The sequence below is a fragment of the Achromobacter sp. E1 genome (assembly GCF_037039475.1).
GTDB lineage: Bacteria > Pseudomonadota > Gammaproteobacteria > Burkholderiales > Burkholderiaceae_B > Achromobacter > Achromobacter mucicolens.
This window is the reverse complement of sequence record NZ_CP146253.1, coordinates 3,040,548-3,064,692: the sequence shown is the minus strand read 5'-3', so window position 1 is coordinate 3,064,692 and position 24,145 is coordinate 3,040,548. Positions and strand designations below refer to the sequence as shown.

Below are 24,145 nucleotides of genomic sequence, written 5' to 3'. Positions count from 1 at the left end.
GCCATATGACAACATACGGGGCGGATTCCGCCAACTTTTCTTTGCATCAATAAGCAAAACGCCCTCCATGGGAGGGCGTTCGGGCAATCAGGCAAGCATGGGCCTTACTCGGCGCCGGACTTCTTGATCAGGGCGTCCAGCATTTCCATTTCTTCGCCGGTCAGGTCGGTCAGCGGCGCGCGCACGGGGCCCGCGTCGTGGCCCACCAGCTTGGCGCCGGCCTTGACGATGCTGACGGCGTAGCCGGCCTTGCGGTTACGGATTTCCAGGTACGGCAGGAAGAAATCGTCGAGCAGGCGGTTGGTGGTGTCGCTGTCGCCGGCGGCGATGGCGTTGTAGAACTCCATGGCCATCTTGGGCACGAAATTGAAGACGGCCGACGAGTAGACCGGCACGCCCAGCGCGCGGTAGGCGGCGGCGTAGACTTCGGCGGTGGGCAGGCCGCCCAGGTACGAGAAGCGGTCGCCCATCTTGCGGCGGATGCGGACCGTGGATTCGATGTCGCCGATGCCGTCCTTGAAGCCGACCAGGTTGGGGCAGCGGTCCGCCAGGCGGGCCAGGCTGTCGGCCGACAGGCGCGATTGGGCACGGTTGTAGACGATGACGCCGATGTTGACCGATTTGCAGACCTGCTCGACGTGGGCGGCAATGCCGTCCTGCGAGGCTTCGGTCAGGTAGTGCGGCAGCAGCAGCACGCCCTTGGCGCCTTGGCGCTCGGCTTCCTGGGCGTAGGCGATGGCGGTGCGGGTGGGGCCGCCGGCGCCGGCCAGGATGGGCACCTTGCCCTTGCAGGTCTGGACGGCGGTGCGGATGACGTCCGAGTATTCCTCGGGGGCCAGCGAGAAGAACTCACCGGTGCCGCCGGCCGCGAACAGGGCGGTGGCGCCGTAGGGGGCCAGCCATTCCAGACGAGCCGCGTAGCTCTTGGCGTTGAAATCGCCGTTCTGGTCGAAGTCGGTCACGGGGAAGGAAAGCAATCCTTCCGAGACGATGGCTTTGAGTTCCTGGGGAGTCGTCATGGCTGTCTTCCAAATAAGAGAAAGGGGTATGAAAAGGCGGTGATGCCGTGGCCGCGGCGTTATCGAACCCGCGATGTATGTCATCGTACAACATACAAGGTCGCACTACAACGGCTTCGTGGAGAAGATGTTGTCGTACAACAAGTCTGCCGTTCACACTGGATATAGGAATTTCCCTATATTGATCGCGAAAAGCTGCCAAGCTATCCTCGCGATTCATTGTCGTACGACAACGTACAAGAAAGACGACAATTCCATATCTCTAGGAGACAAGTTTGAAGGCATTTCCCCTGTTGAGCCGCCTGTCGGCCGTCCTGGCCGTCGCCACCGCGTTTGCCGCACCCGTCCACGCCGCCGATGACTGGCCGTCCGCCAAGGCCATCACGCTGGTCGTTCCGTTTGCGGCCGGGGGCACGTCCGACATCCTGGGCCGCCTGATCGCGCAGGAACTGGGCACGACGCTCAAGCAGACCGTCGTCGTTGAAAACAAGGGTGGCGCCGGCGGCGTGCTGGGCGCCGACGCCGTGGCGCGGGCAAAGCCGGACGGCTACACCCTGCTGTTGGGCACGATCGCCACGCATGCAATCAACCCGTCGCTGCTGCCCAGCATCAACTACAACGCCGCCAAGGATTTCTCGCCGGTCATTCTGCTGGGCAGCATTTCCAATGTGCTGCTGGTGGGCGCCAACCAGCCGTATAAGTCCGTGCAGGACGTGGTTGCGGCCGCCAAGGCGAATCCCGACACGATCGCGTTCGGCTCGGCCGGGCAGGGCACGTCGCAGCATCTGTCGGGCGAAGTGTTCAAGCAGTTGACGGGCGCGCACCTGACGCACGTGCCGTACCGCGGTAGCGCGCCGGCCATTTCGGACCTGATCGGCGGCCAGATCCCCAGCTCGTTTGAAACCGCCCTGGTCGCGCTGCCTTACGTGCAAAGCGGCAAGGTGCGCGCGCTGGCCGTGACGTCGGCCAGGCGCACCGCCGTGCTGCCCGATGTGCCCACCATGCAGGAAGCCGGGGTGCCGGGCTTCGACGTGAGCAGCTGGCAGGCCATCTACGCCCCGGCCAACACGCCGCCCGCCGTGGTCGAGAAGCTGAACAAGACCATCGCCGAGATCGTGGCCAAGCCGGAAGTGGCTGCCAAGATGCAAGGACTGGGCCTGGCCTACACGCCGAACACGCCCGCCGAGTTCACCGCGTTCCAGTCGGCCGAGCAGGCCAAGTGGGCAAAGATCATCGCCGACGGAAAACTCAAGCCGCAGTGATCGCGCGGCATCATCGCTTTGCGCGGTGTCTGACACCCGTTGAACGTCTGCCGCAAACCGCAGGCGATCTCCACAGGGTGTCAGACACCGCCTTTGCGCTGCGCACTTACCGAGACCCGCTGGCCGCCGCCAGCAGCACGCCAAACGCGACCAGCAGCCCGCCAAAGATCCGGTCTATCCAATGGCGCACGGCCAGCAGCCGTTGGCGCACGCCGTCCGACGAAAAGCACATCGCCACCAGGCAGAACCACGTCACGTGCGCCAGCGAAATGAAGGCGCCATAGCCAACCTGCACCGCCAGCGGTGTATCGGGCCGCACGACTTGCATGAAGAGACTCACGATGAAAACCGTGGTCTTGGGATTCAGCGCGTTGGTCAGAAAGCCCGTGCGCAGCGCCGCCAAGTCCGACATTGCCGCCGCGGGACGGCGACTGTTGCCGCTGCCCGGCTGCGTGCGCAGCATTTTCAAGCCCAGATACACCAGATAGGCTGCACCTGCCAGTTTGATGGCGTTGAACAACCACAGCGATTGCTGGATCAGCAGCCCCACGCCGACCAGTGTGTAGCCGACGTGCACCAGCACGCCCATGCCGATGCCCAGCGCCGTCAGCACGCCGGCGCGCCGGGACAGCATCAGGCTGTTGCGGGTGACCATCGCAAAGTCCGGCCCCGGACTGATGACGGCAAGCACCGTGATTGTGATGACAGCTATCAGTTCGGTCATGGCGTATCCTGTCGCGAAATATCAATGGCGAGCATCCTAGCAACGGGACTCAAGGACGTATAACGATGGTTTCTGACAGCAATGGTGAGCTGCAATCACCATCCTCGGACGCGCGCCTGCCGTCGCTGCTGGCGCTGCGTTGCTTTGAGGCCGCGGCGCGCCACGAAAACTTCAGCCGTGCGGCCGCGGAGCTGTATCTGACGCATGGCGCGGTCAGCCGGGCGGTGCGGTTGCTGGAGGACGACCTGGGCGTGGCGCTGTTCGAGCGGCGTAGCCGCCGCGTGTTCCTGACGGACGCCGGGCGCACCCTGTCCGGCGCAGTGGGCAGCGGCCTGGACCTGATGCGGCAGGCGGTGGGCGACTTGCGCGCCCGCGCCCGCAGCGGGCGTCGTTGGGTGCTGTCATGCGAGCCGACCTTGCTGATGCGATGGCTGATCCCGCGCTGGCCCGATTTCCAGGCCCGGCATCCGGACATGGAAGTGCACCTGGTCGCGGGCGGCGGGCCGTTCTCATTTGCAAGCGGCATCGACCTGGCTATCCGCCGCGACGACTTCACCTGGCCGGACAGCCACCACGTCGAGCCCCTGTTTGCGGAAAAGGTCGGCCCGGTGTGCCATCCCGGCAAGCTGGCGGACTGGTTCGACGACAACACAGCCGGCGGCTCGTTGAAGTCTGGCGCGCCGCTGCTGCACACACGCACGCGGCCAGACGCATGGCGCGAATGGGCGGCCGCGGCCGGTAAACCGGCGCCAGATGCGCCCGGCCAGACATTCGATCATTTCTATTTCAGCCTGCAGGCGGCGGTCGCGGGCCTGGGCGTGGCCATCGGCCCGTGGCGGCTGGTGCGCGACGATCTGGAAAGCGGCGTGCTGGCCGCGCCCATGGGGTTCGTCGAGGATGGATCGCGCTATTGTCTGTTTGCCCCGCAGCCGCTGCCGCCGGGCAGTCCGCAGGCGGCGCTGCTGGACTGGCTGCGCAAGGCCGCGTAGTGCCGAAGGGGCAGGGAATGGGGAAAGGTCCGAGGGGGACGTCCGAAAACCGGACGTCCCCCTCGGGCCAGTGTTGTCAGCCGGAGCTCGCGGTCCGGCCCAGCTTTACGGCCTCACGCGATCAGGCGTTGGCCAGCTTGCCGTCGACCATGCGCGTCAGGCCCAGCGGGTTGGCGCGCTTGATGCCGTCGGGCAGCAGGGCGTCGGGCAGATCCTGATAGCAGACCGGACGCAGGAAGCGGCGGATGGCCGTGGCGCCCACCGAGGTCGAGGCCGGGTTCGAGGTGGCCGGGAACGGGCCGCCGTGAACCATGGCGTGGCTGACTTCCACGCCGGTCGGGTAGCCGTTGGCCAGGATGCGGCCGGCCTTGCGTTCCAGCACGGGCAGCAGCGCGCGGGCGGCGTCCACGTCTGCATCGTCCACGAACAGCGTCGCGGTAAGTTGGCCCTCAAGATGCTCGGCCACGGCGCGGACCTGCGCTGCGTCCTTGCACGCGACCACCAGCGAGGCGGGGCCGAACACTTCGGCTTCCAGTTCGTGCGAAGCCAGGAACTGGTCCGCGCTGGCGCCAAACACCACGGCGCCCGCGGCGTTGCACGCCGGGTTGGACGGCTCGCCGCGCCCGACGGTCGACACGCTGGCGTGGCGCGCCAGCGCGTCCGCGCCTTGCTCGTAGGCCGAGAAGATGCCCGGCGTCAGCATGGTGGCGGCGCCCTTGGCTTTCACGGCTTCGGCGGCGGCCTGGCGGAAACGATCCAGTGCCGGGCCTTCGATGCCGATCACCAGACCCGGGTTGGTGCAGAACTGGCCCACGCCCATCGACAGCGAATCCACGAAGCCCTTGGCGATGGTCTCCGCACGGGCTTCCAGCGCGGCGGGCAACAGGAACACCGGGTTGATGCTGGACATTTCGGCGTAGACGGGAATCGGCACGGGGCGGGCGTTGGCGGCGGCCACGAGCGCCAGGCCGCCGCGGCGCGAGCCGGTGAAGCCGATGGCCGTGATGGCCGGATGCGTTGCCAGCGCGGTGCCGATTTCATTGCCGGCGCCGAACAGCAGCGAGAAGGTGCCTTCGGGCAAGCCGTGCTTGGCCACTGCCTGCTGGATGGCACGGCCGACCAGTTCGGACGTCCCGGGGTGCGCGTTATGCGCCTTGACGATTACCGGGCAACCGGCAGCCAGTGCCGAGGCGGTGTCGCCGCCCGCCACCGAGAAGGCCAGCGGGAAGTTGCTGGCGCCGAACACGGCCACCGGGCCGAGCGGAACGTTGGCCAGGCGCAGGTCGGCGCGCGGCAGGGGCTGGCGCTCGGGCTGGGCCGGATCGATGGTCGCGTCCAGGAAGTAGCCGTCGCGCACCACGCGGGCGAACAGGCGAAGCTGGCCGACGGTGCGGCCGCGCTCGCCCTGCAGGCGGGCGACGGGCAGGCCGGTTTCCAGGTGCGCGCGCTCGATCAGCGCGTCACCCAGCGCCAGGATGCCTTCGGCGATGCTTTCGAGGAATTGGGCGCGCGTCTCCAGCGGCAGCGCGCGATACGGATCGAACGCGGCGCGGGCCAATTCGGCCGCGCGGGACACGTCGTCGGCGGAGCCGGCGGGGTAGGCGGGGTCCAGGCGTTCGCCGGTGGCGGGGTTGATGGCGTGCTGGGCAGCGCCCGCGCCCAGTACGGCGGTCGAGCCGATCAACATCTGGCCGGTCAGGTTCATGGTCATCTCCAAAAATTCATAGGCGCCGATCCAGCGGATGGGCGGTTTCGCGCCCGACGGGTCCGGGGAAAAAAATGCCCCCGGACCGGGGGCAGACAGAAGGCGTCGGTGCAGACCGATTATTCGGCGCCGGACTTCTTGATCAGGTCGGCGAGCATTTCCATTTCTTCGCCGGTCAGGTCGGTCAGCGGCGCGCGCACGGGGCCCGCGTCGTGGCCCACCAGCTTGGCGCCGGCCTTGACGATGCTGACGGCGTAGCCGGCCTTGCGGTTGCGGATTTCCAGGTACGGCAGGAAGAAGTCGTCGAGCAGGCGGTTGGTGGTGTCGCTGTCGCCGGCGGCGATGGCGTTGTAGAACTCCATGGCCATCTTGGGCACGAAGTTGAAGACGGCCGACGAGTAGACCGGCACGCCCAGCGCGCGGTAGGCGGCGGCGTAGACTTCGGCGGTGGGCAGGCCGCCCAGGTACGAGAAGCGGTCGCCCATCTTGCGGCGGATGCGGACCATGGACTCGATGTCGCCGATGCCGTCCTTGAAGCCGACCAGGTTGGGGCAGCGGTCCGCCAGGCGGGCCAGGCTGTCGGCCGACAGGCGCGATTGGGCGCGGTTGTAGACGATGACGCCGATGTTGACGGACTTGCAGACCTGCTCGACGTGGGCGGCAATGCCGTCCTGCGAGGCTTCGGTCAGGTAGTGCGGCAGCAGCAGGACGCCCTTGGCGCCTTGGCGCTCGGCCTCCTGGGCGTAGGCGATGGCAGTGCGGGTGGGGCCGCCGGCGCCGGCCAGGATGGGGACCTTGCCCTTGCAGGTTTGCACGGCGGTGCGGATGACGTCCGAGTATTCCTCGGGGGCCAGCGAGAAGAACTCACCGGTGCCGCCGGCCGCGAACAGGGCGGTGGCGCCGTAGGGGGCCAGCCATTCCAGACGAGCCGCGTAGCTCTTGGCGTTGAAATCGCCGTTCTGGTCGAAGTCGGTCACGGGGAAGGAAAGCAATCCTTCCGAAACAATGGCCTTGAGTTCCTGCGGAGTCGTCATGTTGCGCTCATCCCAAAATGGCCGTCGCAGGCGGAGAGGGTGCTTGCGAACGGGATGCGGTGGTAAAAGGTGAGTCATCGTACAACATGATTTTGCTGGATTCAAGGTGTCCACCCAGCTGAAGCGGCATTTACAAGGGGAAACCCGAAATTCCTTTCCGATGCCTTTCAGCGATATTCTCTTGGTTGTACGATAACGTACGGTGCCCGCAGCGGGGCATCCATCAGGCAAAAGGATTCAGCATGCAGGTTGCAGTCGAGCAGACGCCCGTTCTCATCAAGATTCATCCCGACGACAACGTCGCCATCGTGGCCAACGACGGCGGCTTACCGGCCGGAACCGTTCTGCCCGACGGGCTTCAGTTGGTGGACGCCGTGCCGCAAGGCCACAAGGTGGCCCTGACCGATCTGGCAGAGGGCGATGAGGTCAGACGCTACAACGTGGTGGTGGGCTACGCCGCCAAGTCCTTGCCGCGCGGCAGCTGGATCAACGAGCGTGTCACGACGATGCCGACCGCGCGCACGCTGGAAGACCTGCCGGTGTCCACGCGCGTGACGCCCCTGCCGCCGCTGGAGGGCTATACGTTCCAGGGCTACCGCAACGCGGACGGCACCGTGGGCACGCGCAACATCCTGGCCATCAGCACCACGGTGCAGTGCGTGCAGGGCGTGGTCGAACATGCGGTCGCGCGTATTCGCCGGGAACTGCTGCCGCTGTACCCGAACGTGGACGACGTGGTGGGCATCGAGCACACCTACGGCTGCGGCGTGGCCATCGACGCGCCTGGCGCCGCGATTCCGATCCGCACGCTGCACAACATCGCCCGCAACCCGAATTTCGGCGGCACGTCCATGGTGGTCAGCCTGGGCTGTGAAAAGCTGCAGCCTGAACGCCTCTTGGCGCCCACCGCCATTCCGATCCGCGCCGGCGAAGGCATGGGCGGCAACGGCGTGGAGACGATCGTGCTGCAGGACGAAGAGAACATCGGCTTCGATTCGATGATCCAGCTCATCATGCGCACCGCCGAGCGCCACCTGCAAAAGCTCAACGCCCGCCAGCGCGAAACCTGCCCGGTATCCGACCTGACCGTCGGCGTGCAGTGCGGCGGCAGCGATGCGTTCTCCGGCGTGACCGCCAACCCGGCCGTGGGTTTTGCGACCGACCTGCTGGTGCGCGCCGGCGGCACCGTGATGTTCTCCGAAAACACCGAAGTGCGCGATGGCATCGACCAGCTCACCGCCCGCGCCGAAACGCCCGAAGTCGCCGACGCGCTGATCCGGGAGATGGCCTGGTATGACGCGTACCTGCAGCGCGGCATGGCCGACCGCAGCGCCAACACCAGTCCGGGCAACAAGAAGGGCGGTCTGTCCAACATCGTCGAAAAGGCGATGGGGTCGATCGTCAAGTCCGGTTCCTCGCCCATCCACGGTGTGTTGTCGCCCGGCGACCGCCTGACACGCAAGGGCCTGATCTTTGCGGCCACGCCTGCCAGCGACTTCATCTGCGGCACGCTGCAACTGGCCGCGGGCATGAACCTTCACATCTTCACCACCGGCCGCGGCACGCCTTACGGGCTGGCGCAGGTGCCGGTCATCAAGGTCGCCACGCGCTCCGCGCTGGCGCGCCGCTGGCATGACCTGATGGACGTGGATGCCGGCGTGATCGCCACCGGCCAGGCCTCGATCGAGGAGGTGGGCTGGCAGCTCTTTCAGATGATGCTGGACGTCGCCAGCGGCAAGAAGCAGACCTGTGCTGAAAAACTCAAGCTGCACAACGCCCTGGCGCTGTTCAATCCGGGCCCCGTGACCTGATCGCGGATCCGTCCCGTCCGTAGCGCCATCACAAAAAAAACCACCGAGAGGAGACAGCCGATGGAAATTGACCCGCAAGTCCAGGCCGGCCGGCGCCGGCTGCTGGGCGCCGCGCTCGCACTGGGGCCCGCCAGCCTCGTGCACGCACAGTCATTCAGTTTCACCCCGCAGCAGCGCTATCCGGATCCCTCGGTCCGGATCCTGGACCCGGAATTCTCCAAGTACCGCATCTACAGCAGCAGCGTGGAGCAGCTTGCAACCGGGTTCCGCTGGCTGGAAGGGCCGGTGTGGTTTGGGGACGGGCGTTATCTGCTGGTTTCGGACATTCCCAACAACCGCATCCTGCGCTGGGACGAGACCACGGGCGAGATCAGCGTGTTCCGCCACCCGTCCAATTTCAGCAACGGGCTTGCCCGCGACCGCCAGGGCCGCCTGCTGACCTGCGAGCATCTGACGCGCCGCGTCACGCGCACGGAGTACGACGGCAGCATCACGGTGCTGGCCGACCGCTTCGACGGCAAGCCGTTCAATTCGCCAAACGACATCGTGTGCCAGCGCAATGGCGCCATCTGGTTCACGGATCCGCCGTTTGGGATCGGCGGGCACTGGGAGGGCGACAAGGCCACGCCTGAGCTCCCGCATTCGGTCTATCGCATCGATCCGGCCAATGGCCGTGTGACGCTGGCGCTGGCGGATCTGGCCGGGCCCAATGGCCTGTGCTTCTCGCCCGACGAAAAGGTGCTCTACATCGTGGAGTCCCGCCACCAGCCCAACCGCGTGATCTGGGCTTTCGATGTGGGCACGGACGGCGCGCTGACGAACAAGCGCCTGCACGTCGATGCGCAGGGCCCCGGCGCCATCGACGGCATCAAGTGCGACGAGGCCGGCAACCTGTGGTGCGGCTGGGGCAGCAACGGCTCGGCCGACGCCAAGGCCGAGGAGCTGGACGGCGTGATGGTCTTTAACCCCGCCGGCAAACCCATTGGGCACATCCGGCTGCCCGAGCGGTGCGCCAACTTGTGTTTTGGCGGCGCCAAGCGCAACCGCCTTTTCATGGCGAGCAGCCATTCGCTCTATGCCCTGTACGTGGAGACCCGCGGCGCGGCGTAGGCATATCCCCACCGCGGCCTCACCTGGCCGCGGGACACTTCAACACACATACCAATCAGTGTGGAGACAGCATGAACCCGAGCAAAAGACAGTTCCTGGGCAGCGCCGCGGCGCTTTGCCTGACGCCGCTGGTGCCGGCGTGGGCCCAATCGGCGCAATGGCCGACGCGCCCCGTGCGCATCGTGGTGCCTTACCCGCCCGGCGGCTCGTCGGACATCATCGCGCGCATCCTGGCGCCCCGGCTGGCCGAAGTGCTCAAGCAGACCGTGGTCGTCGAGAACAAGCCCGGCGCCAACGGCAACCTGGGCGCCGGTCTCGTGGTGCAGTCGGCGCAGGAAGGCCATACCGTGCTGCTGTGCGACGTCGGCGCGCTGGCGATCAGCCCGTCCGTCTACACCAAGCTGACCTTTGATCCGTCCAAGGACCTGCGCGCGGTGGGCATGCTGGCGTATTCGCCGCACGTGCTGGCCGTGCATCCCGACGTGAAGGCCAACACCGTGCAGGATCTGGTCGAGCTGTCCAAGAAAGAACGCATCAACTTTGCCGTCACCGCAATCGGCAGCGCGCCGCACCTGGCGGCTGTCGCGGTTCAGCAGGCGACCGGCGCGCAGTGGGAATACGTGCCGTACAAGGGCGGTTCGCAGGCGGTCACCGACACCATCGGCGGCCAGACGCAGATCATCATGAACGGTCTTCTGGCCACGCTGCCGCACATCAAGTCCGGCAAGCTGCGCGCGATCGCGATTTCCAAGAGCGAGCGCATGAAGCTGGTGCCGGACATCCCGACCATTTCCGAGCAGGGCGTGAAGGGCTTCGAGTCGGGCACGTGGCAGGGCGTGATGGCCCCGTCCAACATGACCGACCCGGTGGCCGCGCAACTGCAGACGCTGATGGCGCAGATCGTCACCCAGCCGGACGTCACGGCGCAGTTGAACGAGCAGGGCGCCGAGATCGTCACCAAGAGCCCCGCAGAGCTTGCGCAGTTCTTCGGCAGCGAGCGCGCCCGCTGGGCCAAGGTCGTTGCCAGCACCGACATCCGCCTGGATTGATCGGCCCGGCCCGCGCCTTGCTAGGGGCGGGCGTTCGGGGCACACTGGGATCGTGTCCGGGCTTCGGTCTGGACCGATTCCCGTGGAGCCTACCGATGAAATCCCTGTTCGCCGCGGCGGCCTTGGGGGCGCTGACGGCGTTGTCCGCCTTGGCAAGCGCGCCCGCAAACGCGCGCGATCCGCTGCCCACGGCGCCAAAGCCGCCCGCATCGGCGCGCACCATACCAGACACGTGTCTGGGCACCGACTGCCCGCGCATCGTGGACCCGGGCAAACTCAATCGGGACTGCCTGGGCAGCTCATGCCCGGGCTCTCGCTACCCTCCCGCGACGGAAACGCCGGTGCGGCCTCAGAATCAACCGGGGCTTAAACCTCCCACGCGGACATGGCTGCCGCCCATGCCGCCGCGGCCTGGCCAAGCCCCCGTGGGCCCGCTGACGCCCGCGCCGGCATTGCCTCGATAGATCCGAATAGGCCACACGCCGCAGGTATGATGGCTTCCTTGCACCTGATCCACTTCGCCTTGGCCAACGCACGCCGGGCTTCCTGACAACGACATCCCATGAACGACCGCCTGCAGCAAACCCTGCGCCGCTTCGACGAGTACAACGCCGCCGATCCCAATGTGTTCACGTGGGAAGGCCAATCCTGTCCACAGGAGCTGTTTCTTGCGCAGAAGCTGCACGAATGGGTGATGAAGCTGGCGCCTCACGCGTCCGAGCCGCTGGTCCTGGCGTCCCGGTGCCAGCACATCGGCCGTTGGGAAATCGCGCGCGCCAGCTATCCTGAAGGCCGCATCGGTTACCTGACGTGGCGCAAGGCGTTGGCCAGGCATCACGCGGCAATCGCGCAACAGATCATGCAGGAAGCCGGCTATCCGCAAGAGGACTGCGACCGCGTGGCGGCGATCCTGATGAAGCAGGGAATCAAGCAGGACCCGGACGTGCAGGTGATGGAGAACGCGCTGTGCCTGGTGTTTTTGCAATACCAGTACGAGTCGTTTTATCCCGCTCACGAAGACAAGATCGTCGAGATCCTGCGCAAGTCGCTGCTGAAGATGGATGGCGCGGGGCATCAACAGGCCATGACGCTGACCTATTCGGACCAGGGCATGGGATACATCAAGCAGGCGCTCGCCGCGCTGGAAGCGGCGGCCTAGCAGCCTTTAGCCAGATGCAAACAGGCCTGCGGCAGGCCGGGAATGGATTTCCCCCCCCCCCCCCCCCCCCCCCCCCCCCCCCCCCCCCCCCCCCCCCCCCCCCCCCCCCCCCCGCCCCCCCCCCCCCCCCCCCCCCCCCCCCCCCCAGGCCTGTATCGCGTTTGGCGGGCTTACTCGGACGCTTGGGGCGTGACGTCGGAGGACGCGACGTCCGCGGGCGTCGCGCCTGCGGCCTTCGTATCTGCGGCCTTCGTGTCCATAGAGGTCGCGTCGGCGGATTGCACGTCGGCAGGCTTCACGTCGGCAGGCGCGGCGTCAGCAGCGGGTGCTGGCGTCTGTTCGGCGGAAGCCTGGGCCTTTTTCTCGGCGCGGGCGCGCGCGGCGTTGCGGGACGCGTTGCGCGATGCCATGCGCTTGGCGTGGCGCGCTTCGTTGGCCGTCACGGCGCCGGCGGGTTCGCCGTTCAGGTCCACGCGCGGCGCGTCTTCGACCATGCTGGCCCAGTAGCGGCGCCCATCGCACCACGTCTTGACGGCTTCCTTGATCTGCGCCTCGTCGAGCTGCAATTGCTCGGCGTGTTGCACCAGGTCCGCCAGCACGCCCAGCTTGAGCGGCAGCTTGGGCGCGGGGTTCTTGGGAAAGGCCTTGGGAAAGTGCCGTTGCAGGCGCGAAATGGCGACGACCACGGGATCGACCGGCGTCTCGCGCTTTTCCGGACGCGGCGCACGCTGGCCCTTGTCACCGCCTTGCGCGCGCTTGGCCTTGTCGCCGGTCTGCGGACGCGGACCCTTGGCGGCGCCCTGCGGGCGGCGCGGCTTGTCGGTGCCTTGCGGACGCGATTCGTTTTTCGAGCCTGCCTTGTCAGGCGACTGCTTGATAAGCAATTCCCGGATCGCGGCTAATTGTTCTAGTCCCATGTGCTACACAAAAAAAAGGTTGAGGCGGCGAGCGTGTCCCTGCGCCGTGAAATCCGCTACCCGGAGACGACCACGAGCAGCGCCAGCGACAGCAGGATGCCGAACGCGGCCAGGGCAAACGGCAGTAGTAGAACATACACGCCGCGTTCCTGCCCCCGGCCATGCGCCAAACCGGCCGCAATCGACATCCGAACCGGCGAAAAAATCCCCATCGACGTGCCCGAAACGTGCAGCAGCGCGGCAGCTGCGGGCACGCTCAGGCCAGCCTGAAGCGCTAATGATAGCTGGGATGGCATGAACAGGCTGTTTGGCGCGTTGCCGCTGTTGGCCAGGATGCCGAACGCGCCGGCCAGTAGCGGCGTGATCAGGATAGTCCAGTCGCGCAGGCTCGCAAAGAGGCCGTCGGCGTAGGCCCGCGATATGCCCGCGCCAGCCAGCACCTCGGCCATCATGGCAAACAGGAATACGGACATGACGGCGTGCCGTCCGGTCATCCAGGCGGCGCGCGCCTGCGTCCGCACGGCGCCCGGATGCCGCTGCCAGGCGGCCAGGACCAGGGCGCCGGCGATCAGCCAGCTTCCGGCGTGCAGAAACGGCATCCACGGCGGCAGGTCCGCATACGGGCGCAAAGCCGCCAAGCCTGCAAGGCCGCGATTCAGGCCGGGCACGAGCCGCGTGGCGACCAGCCAGGCGATAAGGGCGATGTAGGGCAACGCGCGGCGTGCTGCCCGCAGCGCCTCGCTGCGGCCGGGCCGGCGGTCCGCCAGGAAGCGCAGCACGATCAGCGGTCCGTACGCGGCGAGCAGTGCCGTTTCTGGTCCCAATAGCGCCGTCGCAGCGGCCAGCAAGGCCAGGCTCGCGGCCATCCAGCCAGCCTCGCGGACCCGCTCGGCGGCCGGCGCAGACAACCCCGCGCGCGTGGCGGTGCGCCAGTACAGCGCCAGCCACACGCCCAACAGCAGCGCGACGGGCACCATGCTGTAAAGCGCAAGTTGCGTGGGCGGCACGCGCGCATAGGCCGAAGCCAGCAGCGTGCCGCTGCCCATCGCGCCCCACGGAATCAGCGTCTGGCTGAGCAGCGCAAACACCATGACCTCGCGGGCTCTGAGGCCGAGCGGACGGATCAGCATCACGGTACCCAGCATGCCCACGCCGAAACCCGTTGCCGATTCGGCGAAAGGGCCGATCAGGAAACAGGCAAAGAACAGCAGCCGGCGCTTCGCCAGCGCATCGCGGCGCCCCACGTCCGGCGCGCCGCGAGCCGTGCCGCCGGGTGCCGCGCCCGGCATGTCAACGGATGCGTGCCCCTGCGCCGCCATCTGCCAGAACAGCAGGCCGCCCAGGATGTAGGGGGTGATGATCCATCCGATCCAGAGCCCGCGTTCCAGCGCAATGGCCAGTTCCGAAGGCGCAAAAGGGGCTGGCGCCGCAAACAGCGCGATGGGCAGGGCCCCCAACAGGCCCAGCGCCGCCGCAACGGTGGTGTTGACGCGCCCGCTCGCGATCGCGGCGATCACGGTCAGCGCCGGCAGGGACCACAGCAGGTACATCATTGAGGGAACATCCGCATCGCCCGGGTGAAGTCGCGGCGCAAAGCGTAGCAGCCTCTGGCCGCCGCCGGTAGCCATGCGCGCGGCGGACGGGGACGAGGAGGGGGAGAGGACGCGGCGCCCAAACGCAGGAACGCCGGCTGGCGCTTGCACGCGAGCCGGCGTTCGGGGCCTGGAAGATCAGGCCGGCGACGCTCGGATTACTGGTTCGCGCCGCGGATGTTGCCCGCGATGCCGCCAGCCGCGCCGCCGATGGCGGCGCCGGTCCAGGCACTGCCGCCCGCGATGGCGGCAATGCCGGCGCCCGCCGCGGCGCCCATCAAGCCGCCCGTGACGGTGCCTTGCTGTTCCTTGGTCATATTGGTGCATGCGGCCAGCGATGCCATCGCAATGGCCAGACCTATCGTGCGGATCGTCTTCATGGCGGCTCCTAGGGGGTGCGTTTCGTCTTCGTGGCGGGCATGACGATCTCAAACCAGATCGTCTCCACGACAGGGCGATCCAATCGGCTCGGATTGGCGGCGTACCAGCGGTCGACGGTATCGCGCACGGAGTCCAGCGTCTGGTTCTGAAGACCCATGGAGAACTTGGGCACCAGGGTCTGGGTATCCGGCACGGCACGGCGTTGTTGATAGGCCCTTTCGACCTCAAGGACGTTGGCCATGCCCAGCAGATAGGCCTTCTTGAGATTGGCGTCGGATTCGGTCCAGTGCTTGCCCGTGACGATCGGGGCAGGCTCCGCGGGTGCGGCCGTGACAGCCGACCCGAACAGCATCGAGAGGGCTACGGTCGCTGGGCCAAGCAGGTGTTTTACTCGCATCGCATCGCTCCTTTGGGGAACAAAAGATAGAAAACAACCTTCGCGCGCGATTCGGGCGGACGAACCGTGATGGCCGATCGAAAAGCGTACCGATCAATTTATGCCTGAATGCGTGGGCACGCAAGATCAGATTGGCGGGTGGATCGGACCGATTTGCGGCTTCAATAAGCGGCCGATGGCGCTGCGGCGGCAGCGCTGGGCGCGCCGCGGTCAAAGCTGGCCGCCAGCCGGCGGGCGCTGCTGGCATAGAGCAGGACGTCCACGCCAACGGCCACGAACGTGCAGCCCAGCTCCAGGTAGCGGCGCGCCAGGACGGGGTCCGAGGTCAAGGTGCCGGCGGCTTTGCTGCGCGCGATGATGACCTGCATGGCGCGTTCGATCGCGGCCTGCACATCCGGGTGGCCGGGCCGGCCGCGATAACCCATCGACGCAGCCAGATCCGCCGGCCCGATGAAGACCCCGTCCACGCCCGGCACCTCGCAGATTGCCTCCAGGTTCGACAGCGCTTGAACGGTTTCTGCCTGCACGAGCAGGCAGACTTCATCGTCGGCGACTTCCAGGTAGTCCTCGCGGGCGCTCCAGCGCGACGCGCGTCCCACGGCACTGCCGACCCCGCGGATGCCGTGCGGCGGATAGCGCGTGGCGGCGACCAGGGCGCGCGCCTGTTCGGCCGTGTCCACCATCGGCACCAGCAGGGTTTTCGCGCCGATATCCAGCATCTGCTTGATGAGGGCCGTGTCAGCCGCCACCACGCGCACCACAGGCTGCGAACGGTAGGGCGCCACGGTCTGCAACGCGGCAAGTGTTCCGCGCAAGTCGTTCGGGGCGTGCTCGCCGTCGATCAGCAGCCAGTCAAAGCCGGCGGTGGCGGATACCTCGGCCAGATAGGGATCGGCCATGGAGAGCCATAGCCCGACCTGGGCCTGGCGCGCCGCGAGGGCGCCCTTGAAGGGGTTGTGTGCGGGCATGCGTAAAGACTCCAGAAAGGGGGCGGATCAGCTGACGATGCCCAGGTGCCAGGGCACGAATTCGTGGTTGCCCAGGCCCAGGGCTTCGCTCTTGGTGGGTGCGCCCGAGGCCGCGCGCAGGATGTGGTCGAAGATGCGCTGGCCCATCTGCGCGATGTCCACCTCGCCGTCCAGCACCGCGCCGCAGTTGATGTCCATGTCCTGCTCGAGCCGCGCGTACATGCTGCTGTTGCTGGCAAGCTTGAGGGTGGGCGCCGGCTTGGAACCGAACATCGACCCGCGCCCCGTCGTGAAGCAGATCAGGTTGGCCCCGCTGGCGATCTGGCCGGTGACGGCGACCGGGTCGTAGCCGGGCGAATCCATGAACACCAGGCCCGCGCGGTCGATGGGTTCGGCGTATTCGTACACGGCTTGCAGCGGCGTCGTGCCGCCCTTCATGGCGGAACCCAGCGATTTTTCGAAGATGTTGGCCAGACCGCCTTGCTGGTTGCCGTGGCCGACGACGCCATTGAACTGCGCGTTGTGGCCGGCCGTGTAGGTTTCCCACCAGGCCAGCCGGTCCAGCAGCTTCTGTCCCACTTCCGGCGTGACGGCGCGGCGCGTCAGCAGGTATTCCACGCCGTGGATTTCGGGCGTTTCCGACAGGATCGCCGTGCCGCCATGACGCACCAGAATGTCCATGGCCGCGCCCAGCGCCGGATTGGCCGTGATCGCCGAATAGCCGTCGGACCCGCCGCATTCCAGGCCGATCTTCAGGTGGCTGGCCGGCACGCTGCTGCGGCGCGCGGCGTTCGTGTGCGGCAGCATTTCCTCCACGGCGCGGATGCCCGCGTCGATGGTGGCGCGCGTGCCGCCCGTGTCCTGCATCACCAGGGTGCGTACCCGCGGATCGCCGGCCAGGTTCTGCGAGTCGATCAAGGCGGACACCTGATTGCGCTCGCATCCGAGACCCACGATCAGCACTCCGGCCAGGTTCGGGTGCCGTGCATAGCCGGCAAGCGTGCGCCGCAGGACGTCGAAATGCTCGCTGGGCGAGGACATCCCGCAACCGCTGGTCTGTGCAAACGCGGCCACGCCATCCACGTTGGGATAGGCGGCAAGCCGCTCGGGCGTGAAATGCTGCGCAATGTGGTGGATGACCGTGGCGGAACAGTTCACCGACGCGATGATGCCCACGAAATTGCGCGTGCCCACCCGGCCGTCGGCGCGCACATAGCCCTGAAACGTGGCGCGTTGCGCCTCGGGCACCATCGCGACGGGGCGAACGTCGCGGCAGAACGCCGGGTCCCGCTCGAAGTCGGCCAGCGCAAGGTTGTGGGCGTGCACATGGTCGCCCGCCTCGATGTCGCGGGCAGCCACGCCGATGACGGCGTCGTACTTGCGCACCGGTTTGCCCGCGGCAATGCGGCAGGCGGCAATCTTGTGCCCGCCCGGCACCTGCGCGCGCACACGCAGGCCCAGGTCGGGCACGACCATGCCCAGGGCCAGGGCTTCCCGCGCGACGAGGACATTGTCGTTGGGGTGAAGCCGTATCAAGGGGTTGGAGTTCACCGTGAATCAGCCTTTCTGCAGCATTTCTTTCAATTTCAGGCGCGCGATCAATGCGGTCTCCTGTTGATAGACCGAGGCGACATACGCCTGGTAGTCCGGGCCGTCCAGGTACATCACCGGCGCGTCGATGCGGTCGGCAACCTGCTTGAAGGCGTCGCTCTTGACGGCGGTGCGAAACGCATCGCGCAGCTTGCGCTCGACGGCGGGGTCCAGGCCCTTGGGCGCGCCGATGCCGTTGGGCGCCTCGACCACGACGTCGTAACCCAATTCCTTCAAGGTTGGCGCGTCCTTGAAGCGCGAGGCGCGCGATTCGCCCCAGGTCGCCAGCAGGCGCAGTTTGCCTGCCTCGACATGCGGCGCCCACGAGCTGGAATCGGCCAGGAGATCGACCTGGCCGCCCAGCACATCCTGCAGCGCGGCCGCGCCGCCCTTGTACGCGATGGCGTTGAACCGCACGCCGGCCGCCATGGCGAACTCTTCCATGCCCACGTGCGTCGCGCCGCCGATGCCGGCGTGCCCGTATGTCAGTTTGCCCGGGTTGGCCTTGGCATACGCCACGACTTCCTTGAGCGTCTTGAATGGCGAGGAGGCCAGCACGGCAATGCCGAACGTCTGGCCCGACGTGCGCGCCAGGTAGGTCAGCTCGCTGCGCGGGTCCAGCTGCAACAGGCCAAGTTGCGAAAAGCGCGCGACCGAGATGGGAATCTGACCGATGGTGTAGCCGTCCGGTTGCGCCTGCGACAGCGACTTCGTGCCGATCATTCCTGACGCGCCGGCGCGGTTCTCGACCACGATGGACTGGCCCAGCACGCCCGAGGCCACCTGGCAAAGCGCGCGCATGGATTGGTCCGCCGTGCCGCCCACGGGCCAGGGGCAGATGAAGGTGATGGGACGCTGGGGATAGTCGGCCGCGCGGGCCGTGGCGGGCGCCAGCAGGCCGACTGCGCCAGCGCCGGCGGCCGCGCCCAGACAGGCGGCGCCGGCCAGGAACCTGCGCCTGTCCAGATCGGGGGTAGGGATGTGCCTCATGATTTGTCTCCGGATGTCGTTCTTATGGGTCTCGCTTTTATATTCGGGCGCCGATAAGGCTACGTGGGGCCCGGACTTATTCTCGTGAGCTTAACCATAACTATCCAATAGAATTGGCGCATCGTTAGATAACGCCGGTGATATGTATCGGCGCCTTGGTATCGGAGTCCTCGATGGCGCATTTGGATCGCGTTTTCCGCTCAAACCTGAAGCTGCGTCACCTCCAACTGGTCGTGGCGCTGGATGAATTCCGGCATTTGGGACGCACGGCCGAATTCATGGCCGTCAGCCAGCCGGCGGTGTCGCGCATGCTGTCGGAGGTCGAATCGATGCTGGGTCTGGCGCTGTTTGCGCGGTCCGTGCGCGGCACGGAACCCACGGAGGCCGGCGCCTCGGTCGTGCGCTTTGCGCGCGGCGTGCTGGCGCAATACGCGCGCACCCGCGACGAGATCGACGCCGCCGCAAGCGGCGCGGCGGGCAAGACGCGAGTCGGCGCGATGGCCGTCGCGCTGCCGGTGCTGCTGGCGCGGGCGGTGCACGCCTTGAAGGCGCGGGCCGCGCGCGCGACCGTGCTGATCGAAGAGGGCGACCTGACGCACCTGCTGCCCAAGCTTCGGCTGGGCGAGCTGGACCTTTTCGTGGGCAGGTTGGAGCCGGGCTATGCCGCGCCGGATCTGCAGACCGAAGCGTTGTTCGAGGAGCCGATGGTGGTGGTGGCCGCGCCGGGCAGCAAGGTCGCGGGACTGGCGGATCCCGGGTGGGAAGATCTGGCGGCATTGCCGTGCGTCATGCCGCCGCCGTGGGCGTCATTGCGCGTCAAGCTGGAGCAGCAGTTCCACCAGCACGGGCTGGAACCGTCGTCCGATCTGATGGAAACGTCGTCCTACCTGGCGACGTTGACTTTCATCCGCGAACGCCACGGCGTGGGGTTTCTAGCCCGCTCGGCGGCGAGAAGCTTCCAAGCCCAGGGGCTTTGCCGGATTCTTGCGGTGCCGCTCGCGTTGCCGTTGCCGCCCGTCGGCATCATTACCTTGCGCGAAGCCGGCCTGCCGGCCACCAGCGCGCATCTGATCGATTGTTTGAAAGCGGCTGCAACGGCGCTGTCGGCTGAAGCGGCAGACGGCGCCGGATAAGCCGGCGCGCGTCCGTGATGGCATTGCCGGTGGCGATTTACTTGGCCGCCGTGGCAGCGGCGGGCGCCAGCGCTTGCAGCAGGCGCTGCGCGTTGCCCTGCAGGTCCGCGACCGGGTCGGCGCCATCCGTGGCCAGCACGACGGCCTTGGCGCCGCCGGCTTCAATGGCCTGCGAAAGTGCTGGGGTCGGCTCGCGGTGCAAAAGTGCGGCGGCCACGCCGTTGTCCTTCAGCGTGGCGGTCAGCGCAGCCAGCGCCTCGGGCGTCCAGTCCTTGTCGTCACGTGCCATCGTGTCGACCAGATCCAGATTGAATTCCGAAATCAGGTAGGGCAGGCGTTCGGACAGGCTGACGACCGCGACGTTCTCGGCCTGCGCCAGCCCCGCCTGGCTTTTTGCATTCAGTTCGACCAGCGTGCGCTTGATGTGCGCCAGGTTGTCGCCGATGCGCTTTTCGTCGGACGGGGACAGGCGGCCCAGGTCGGCGGCCACGATGTCGGCCATGCGGCCCAGGTTGACGATGCTGAGCCACGGATAGGCGGCGAACTGGCCGCCGGGGCGCGTGTCGCTTTGCAGCGCGATGCCGTTCAGCGCGCCGTCGAGCGGACGCGCCGCGTCGATCTCGACGATGCGGATATTGGTGCGGCGCGCGTTGGCAAAGAGCGGATCGTCTGGCCAGATGGAGCGCAGGCCCACCGCCGCGTCGGCGGAGGCGGCAGCCTTTTTCAGCGCCGCGCCGCCGCGGCCGCTGAAGTAGGACGTCAGCCGCGTGGCCGGCAGGTTGGCGGGCGCCGCACGTTCGACGCGGATGCTGCTGTCCTTGGCCAGGCTGTCGGTCAGGGCGAACACGACGGGGTGGGCGGCCAGCACGGTGACTGCTGCAGGCGCGGTGCTGGCGGTTTCGGGTTGCGCGGCGCGGGCTGCGCGGCCGGACTTGGCGGCTTCCTGGGCATGCGCCGTGACGGCGGCGCCCAGGGCGGATGCCATCGCCACCGCCCGGGCGGCGCGGCGCAAGGTGACATAACCTGACTTCAGACTCATGCTGCGTTTCCTTTCAGACCGGGGACCAGGCTGCGCGCCAGGGCCGCGATCGCAAACAAGATTCCCGCGACCAGAATGATGGCCGCGCCGGAGGGCACCGGCAGTTCCAGTTCGATGGGCAACATGATGCCGGCGAGCGTGGCGAACATCGCAAACAGCACCGACATCGTGAAAAACCCCTTGAGCGATTGCGCCAGCATCCGCGCCGCGGCGGCCGGAATCACCAGCAGCGCGCCGACCAGGATGGCGCCGATCACCTTGACCGAAGCCACGGTGACCAGCGTCACCAAAATCACGAACAGGTAGTCCATCGCCTTGACGGGTACTCCGCGCACGGCGGCAAGCTGCGGATTGAAGCTGGCCAGCATCAGCCGGTTGTAGTTGGGTAGCGCCAGCGCCAACGCCAGCACCGCCACGCACGTCAGCACCGACAGGTCGTTGCTGTTGACGGTGAGCACCGAGCCGAACAGCACGTTCTCCAGGATGTGGATGTTGATGCGCCCGGCCAGCAGCAGCAGCAGGCTTGCACCCAGCGCCAGCGACACCGACAGGAACACGCCTATCAAGGTGTCCGGCGTGAGACGCGTGCGGTTGCTCAGGAAATTGAGCAGGATGCCGAAGATGAGGCAATAGCTGAACAGGCTGCCATACGGGCCGGTGTAGGGCTCGCCCAGCAGAATGCCGATCGCCACGCCGGTCAGCGCGGCATGGCCCACCGCTTCCGAGAAGAACGCAAAGCGCTTGACCACGACCAGCGTGCCCAGGCCGCCCAACACCGGCCCGATGATCAGGCCGGCGAGCAGGGCGTTGATGACGAAGCCATAGGCCAGCGAATCGGGCAGCGCGCCGGATTCCGCCGCGCGCTGGATGAGTTGGCGCAGGTTATCGAAAAAGGCGTTCATGCGGCGCGCTCCTGCGGCTGGCCGCCCACGCGCGGGCGGGTGGAAAAGAGCGTCAGCAGCCGGTCGGGCGTCAGCACTTGCTTAGGAGGACCGTCGCAAAGCACCTGGCGGTTCAGCCCGGTGACGCGGTCGGCCAGGCGGCCGACGGCCTCCAGGTCATGCTCGATCCAGAGCACGGTCACGCGCTGCGCGCGCCAGCTGTCCAGCAATTGTTCGAACACGCGCACGCCGGCTTCGTCCAGCGCCGACATGGGCTCGTCCAGCACCACCATCGATGGGCTGGGCACCAGACCCTGGGCCAGCAGCACGCGCTGGCGCTCGCCACCCGACAGCGCGCCCATGCGGCGGTTGCGCTTGTCCTGCATGCCTACGCGTTCCAGCGCGGCGGAAATCTCTGCGGACTTTGCGCGCGACAAGCCCAGGAATGCCGGCTTGCGCTGGCACATCGCGGCCATGAAATCGTTGACGGTCATGGGCAGGCCGCGATCGAACTCCAACGCCTGCGGGATGTAGCCGATGACGCCCGGCCGATCGCCGGGCCACGTCACGCTGAGCTTGCCGCGATGCGGCATCTGGCCCAGCAGCGTCTTGACCAGGGAACTCTTGCCGCCGCCGTTGGGGCCCACCAGCGCGTGCACGCTGCCCGCCGTCACGCTGAAGGCGACATCGCTGAGGATCTCGGTGCGGCCCAGCGTCAGCGAGATCTGCTCGCAGGTCAGCGTGGGGCCGGGCGCGCCAGCCGGGTGCGGGCTCACCGGGCCGGTCACGCGCCAGCCTCTTCAATGGCGCGCACGACGGTAGCCAGGTTTTGCGTCATCTCCTTCTCGAACTGCTCGGCGCTGTATTCGCCGTACGAGATGTGCGACAGCGCGTACAGCTTCACGCCGGTTTCACGCTGGATCGTTTCGACGTACGCGGACGGGAAGTTCAGTTCCGAAAAGATCACCTTGACGTCGGCCGCGCGCAATTGCTCGATGGTGCCCTTGAGCTGGGCCGGGCTGGGCTCGATGCCATGCGCCGGCTCCACGACGGCCGTGACTTCCAGGCCGAATTCGCGCAGCAGGTAGTCGTACGCGCCGTGGATGGTGGCCACGCGCAGGTCGGCGTTGGGCGCGGAAGCCAACTTGCCCAACGCATCGGCGCGCAGCTTGCGCAGGCGCTGGCCATAGGCGCGCGCGTTGGCGGTGTACGCCTGCGCGTTTGCGGGATCGATACGGCCCAGTTCGCGGGCGATGGTGTTGATCTGCGCGATCGAGGCGGTGATCGACAGGAAGGTGTGCGGATTGACGACTTTGCCCGAATCGCCGCCCCCGCGCGCGGCCATGCCTACCGCAGCCAGCAGCGGCACCTGCGCGTTTGCCTCGATCACCGGGATCTTGGGCTTTTCGCTGGCGGCGATCATGCGGTCCGCGAAGTCATCGTGGCCAATTCCGTTGAGCACGACCACGTCCAACGTGCCGATGCGCTTGATGTCCTCGGCGCGTGGTTCGTAGGCATGCGGATTGAAGCCCTCCGGAATCAGCGGCACGACCTCGGCCTTGTCTCCCACGATGTTGGCCACGTAGCTGTAATAGGGATGCAGCGTCACGCCGATCTTCAGACGCTTGGCGTCTTCGGCGTGGGCGGGCGCGGTGAACGCGCCGGCCAGCAGCGCCAGCGCGGCGAGCGGCGCGGCGCAGCGGCGCAGGATCTGGGAGAAAGACGAAAAGGCAGACATAAATCCGTAGGCTCGTGTCGGAAGGCGAAGGGGAGGGCCCGGTCAGGGCTTGTTCTGGCGTGTGACGCCGGCATCGAACTGGGCGGCGACCTGCAGCCAGCCCGCCGCCGCCAACGCGGCATCGTCGGCGCTTTCCGGGACGCGGGTCGCCGCATTCCGGGCCAGCCAGACATCGGCCTGGGCGGGCGCACTGCCGTCGTGGCCATGGCCGTCCTTGGCGTGGCCGTCTTCGGCGCGCATCAGGAACGATCCGGCCAGCTTGGCATCCGCCGTCTGCCCCACATACAGGGCTTTACCCGCCTGACGCTCCAAGCGCCACACGTGGCCGCCGCGCGCGGCGGTGCTGTTGTCGGTGACGAAAGGCGGCAGTCCCTGCGCGGCCAGATCGGCGACCGAGGGCAGCGGCTCGCCGCCTTGCAGGGCAAATCCGATTTCCTCGTAGGCGACGCGCAGGTCGGCATAGATGCCCTGTTCGGCGGGCGTCAGGTCGCGTCGTGCGTCGATCTGGGTGGCGGCGAGCGGCGCGCTTTCGGGCGGCGCTTCGCGCAGGCCGATATACCCTGCGGCGGCCGCGACGATGACCACGCAGGCGCCCAGCACCGCTAGGGTTTCGTGGCCGGCGCCCGCGGGGCGGATGACTTGTGTGTGCATGCTGCG

23 protein-coding genes are annotated in these 24,145 nt (G+C 67.3%); 7 read left to right on the top strand and 16 right to left on the bottom strand.

Going from position 1 to position 24,145, the window contains the following annotated elements:
* Positions 1 to 104: 104 nt before the first annotated feature.
* Positions 105 to 1,019 carry a 5-dehydro-4-deoxyglucarate dehydratase gene (gene kdgD, locus V6V88_RS14155; RefSeq protein WP_338615330.1) on the bottom strand — a complete coding sequence of 305 codons (915 nt, stop codon included), beginning with the start codon at positions 1,017 to 1,019 and terminating at the stop codon, positions 105 to 107.
* A gap of 275 nt (positions 1,020 to 1,294) precedes the next feature.
* Here kdgD (V6V88_RS14155) and V6V88_RS14150 point away from each other — a divergent pair, with 275 nt between their 5' ends.
* Positions 1,295 to 2,281 (top strand): tripartite tricarboxylate transporter substrate binding protein, encoded by a 987-nt coding sequence (locus V6V88_RS14150; protein ID WP_338615328.1) that lies wholly within the window; start codon positions 1,295 to 1,297, stop codon positions 2,279 to 2,281.
* A gap of 106 nt (positions 2,282 to 2,387) precedes the next feature.
* On the opposite strand, the gene V6V88_RS14145 is transcribed toward V6V88_RS14150, so the two are convergent.
* Positions 2,388 to 3,005 (bottom strand): LysE family transporter, encoded by a 618-nt coding sequence (locus tag V6V88_RS14145; protein ID WP_338615327.1) that lies wholly within the window; start codon positions 3,003 to 3,005, stop codon positions 2,388 to 2,390.
* A gap of 65 nt (positions 3,006 to 3,070) precedes the next feature.
* Between V6V88_RS14145 and V6V88_RS14140 the strand changes: the two genes are divergently transcribed.
* The gene (locus V6V88_RS14140; protein WP_338615326.1) at positions 3,071 to 3,994 is read left to right on the top strand and encodes a LysR family transcriptional regulator; all 924 of its coding nucleotides are present in this window, start codon (positions 3,071 to 3,073) and stop codon (positions 3,992 to 3,994) included.
* 121 nt (positions 3,995 to 4,115) lie between these two features.
* Here V6V88_RS14140 and V6V88_RS14135 read toward each other — a convergent pair whose 3' ends face one another.
* A complete protein-coding gene (locus V6V88_RS14135; protein WP_142055162.1) occupies positions 4,116 to 5,699 on the bottom strand; it encodes an aldehyde dehydrogenase (NADP(+)) in 1,584 nt (527 codons plus the stop codon).
* Between the two features lie 119 nt (positions 5,700 to 5,818).
* Positions 5,819 to 6,733: a 5-dehydro-4-deoxyglucarate dehydratase gene (gene kdgD / locus V6V88_RS14130; RefSeq protein ID WP_338615325.1), complete on the bottom strand. Its 915-nt coding sequence runs from the start codon at positions 6,731 to 6,733 to the stop codon at positions 5,819 to 5,821.
* Between the two features lie 242 nt (positions 6,734 to 6,975).
* Here kdgD (V6V88_RS14130) and garD point away from each other — a divergent pair, with 242 nt between their 5' ends.
* The 4 genes from garD (at position 6,976) to V6V88_RS14110 (ending at position 11,862) form a co-directional block, all read left to right on the top strand.
* Entirely contained in the window at positions 6,976 to 8,544 is a 1,569-nt protein-coding gene (garD, locus tag V6V88_RS14125) for a galactarate dehydratase (RefSeq protein ID WP_056318035.1), read from the top strand.
* 60 nt (positions 8,545 to 8,604) lie between these two features.
* Positions 8,605 to 9,654 (top strand): SMP-30/gluconolactonase/LRE family protein, encoded by a 1,050-nt coding sequence (locus V6V88_RS14120; RefSeq protein ID WP_279212321.1) that lies wholly within the window; start codon positions 8,605 to 8,607, stop codon positions 9,652 to 9,654.
* 71 nt (positions 9,655 to 9,725) lie between these two features.
* Complete coding sequence (locus tag V6V88_RS14115) at positions 9,726 to 10,703, top strand: tripartite tricarboxylate transporter substrate binding protein (RefSeq protein WP_062839424.1); 978 nt, start codon at positions 9,726 to 9,728, stop codon at positions 10,701 to 10,703.
* Positions 10,704 to 11,265: 562 nt separating this feature from the next.
* Positions 11,266 to 11,862, top strand: a complete 597-nt coding sequence (locus tag V6V88_RS14110) for a DUF4202 domain-containing protein (protein ID WP_175155525.1) — start codon at positions 11,266 to 11,268, stop codon at positions 11,860 to 11,862.
* Positions 11,863 to 12,032: 170 nt separating this feature from the next.
* Here the strand turns inward: V6V88_RS14110 and V6V88_RS14105 are convergent, their stop codons facing one another.
* The 7 genes from V6V88_RS14105 to V6V88_RS14075 form a co-directional block, all read right to left on the bottom strand.
* On the bottom strand, positions 12,033 to 12,779 hold the full coding sequence (locus V6V88_RS14105) for a ProQ/FinO family protein (RefSeq protein WP_338615323.1): 747 nt from the start codon (positions 12,777 to 12,779) through the stop codon (positions 12,033 to 12,035).
* Between the two features lie 56 nt (positions 12,780 to 12,835).
* Positions 12,836 to 14,332: a hypothetical protein gene (locus tag V6V88_RS14100; protein ID WP_338615322.1), complete on the bottom strand. Its 1,497-nt coding sequence runs from the start codon at positions 14,330 to 14,332 to the stop codon at positions 12,836 to 12,838.
* Positions 14,333 to 14,529: 197 nt separating this feature from the next.
* Entirely contained in the window at positions 14,530 to 14,751 is a 222-nt protein-coding gene (locus V6V88_RS14095; RefSeq protein WP_056318016.1) for a hypothetical protein, read from the bottom strand.
* Positions 14,752 to 14,759: 8 nt separating this feature from the next.
* Positions 14,760 to 15,149 carry a hypothetical protein gene (locus V6V88_RS14090; protein ID WP_056318013.1) on the bottom strand — a complete coding sequence of 130 codons (390 nt, stop codon included), beginning with the start codon at positions 15,147 to 15,149 and terminating at the stop codon, positions 14,760 to 14,762.
* Positions 15,150 to 15,310: 161 nt separating this feature from the next.
* Positions 15,311 to 16,117, bottom strand: coding sequence for a 4-hydroxy-2-oxoheptanedioate aldolase (hpaI, locus tag V6V88_RS14085; RefSeq protein ID WP_338615321.1), 807 nt, complete (start codon positions 16,115 to 16,117; stop codon positions 15,311 to 15,313).
* A gap of 27 nt (positions 16,118 to 16,144) precedes the next feature.
* Positions 16,145 to 17,668, bottom strand: coding sequence for an altronate dehydratase family protein (locus tag V6V88_RS14080; protein ID WP_338615320.1), 1,524 nt, complete (start codon positions 17,666 to 17,668; stop codon positions 16,145 to 16,147).
* Between the two features lie 6 nt (positions 17,669 to 17,674).
* Positions 17,675 to 18,697: a tripartite tricarboxylate transporter substrate binding protein gene (locus V6V88_RS14075; protein WP_175234453.1), complete on the bottom strand. Its 1,023-nt coding sequence runs from the start codon at positions 18,695 to 18,697 to the stop codon at positions 17,675 to 17,677.
* Positions 18,698 to 18,870: 173 nt separating this feature from the next.
* On the opposite strand from V6V88_RS14075, the gene V6V88_RS14070 reads away from it, so the two are divergent.
* Positions 18,871 to 19,830: a LysR substrate-binding domain-containing protein gene (locus V6V88_RS14070; RefSeq protein WP_338615319.1), complete on the top strand. Its 960-nt coding sequence runs from the start codon at positions 18,871 to 18,873 to the stop codon at positions 19,828 to 19,830.
* A 37-nt stretch (positions 19,831 to 19,867) separates the two neighbouring features.
* On the opposite strand, the gene V6V88_RS14065 is transcribed toward V6V88_RS14070, so the two are convergent.
* Genes V6V88_RS14065 through V6V88_RS14045 form a run of 5 tightly spaced genes read right to left on the bottom strand, consistent with a single transcriptional unit; the run spans position 19,868 to position 24,139 of the window.
* Complete coding sequence (locus V6V88_RS14065; RefSeq protein WP_338615318.1) at positions 19,868 to 20,869, bottom strand: zinc ABC transporter substrate-binding protein; 1,002 nt, start codon at positions 20,867 to 20,869, stop codon at positions 19,868 to 19,870.
* Positions 20,866 to 21,771: a metal ABC transporter permease gene (locus V6V88_RS14060; protein WP_338615317.1), complete on the bottom strand. Its 906-nt coding sequence runs from the start codon at positions 21,769 to 21,771 to the stop codon at positions 20,866 to 20,868. The genes V6V88_RS14065 and V6V88_RS14060 overlap by 4 nt, the downstream gene beginning before the upstream one ends.
* Positions 21,768 to 22,538: a metal ABC transporter ATP-binding protein gene (locus V6V88_RS14055; RefSeq protein ID WP_338615316.1), complete on the bottom strand. Its 771-nt coding sequence runs from the start codon at positions 22,536 to 22,538 to the stop codon at positions 21,768 to 21,770. Before V6V88_RS14055 ends, V6V88_RS14060 begins: the two co-directional genes overlap by 4 nt.
* Positions 22,535 to 23,488 (bottom strand): zinc ABC transporter substrate-binding protein, encoded by a 954-nt coding sequence (locus tag V6V88_RS14050; RefSeq protein WP_338615314.1) that lies wholly within the window; start codon positions 23,486 to 23,488, stop codon positions 22,535 to 22,537. Before V6V88_RS14050 ends, V6V88_RS14055 begins: the two co-directional genes overlap by 4 nt.
* A 42-nt stretch (positions 23,489 to 23,530) precedes the next feature.
* Positions 23,531 to 24,139, bottom strand: coding sequence for a DUF6162 family protein (locus V6V88_RS14045; protein WP_142055188.1), 609 nt, complete (start codon positions 24,137 to 24,139; stop codon positions 23,531 to 23,533).
* Between the last annotated feature and the right edge of the window lie 6 nt (positions 24,140 to 24,145).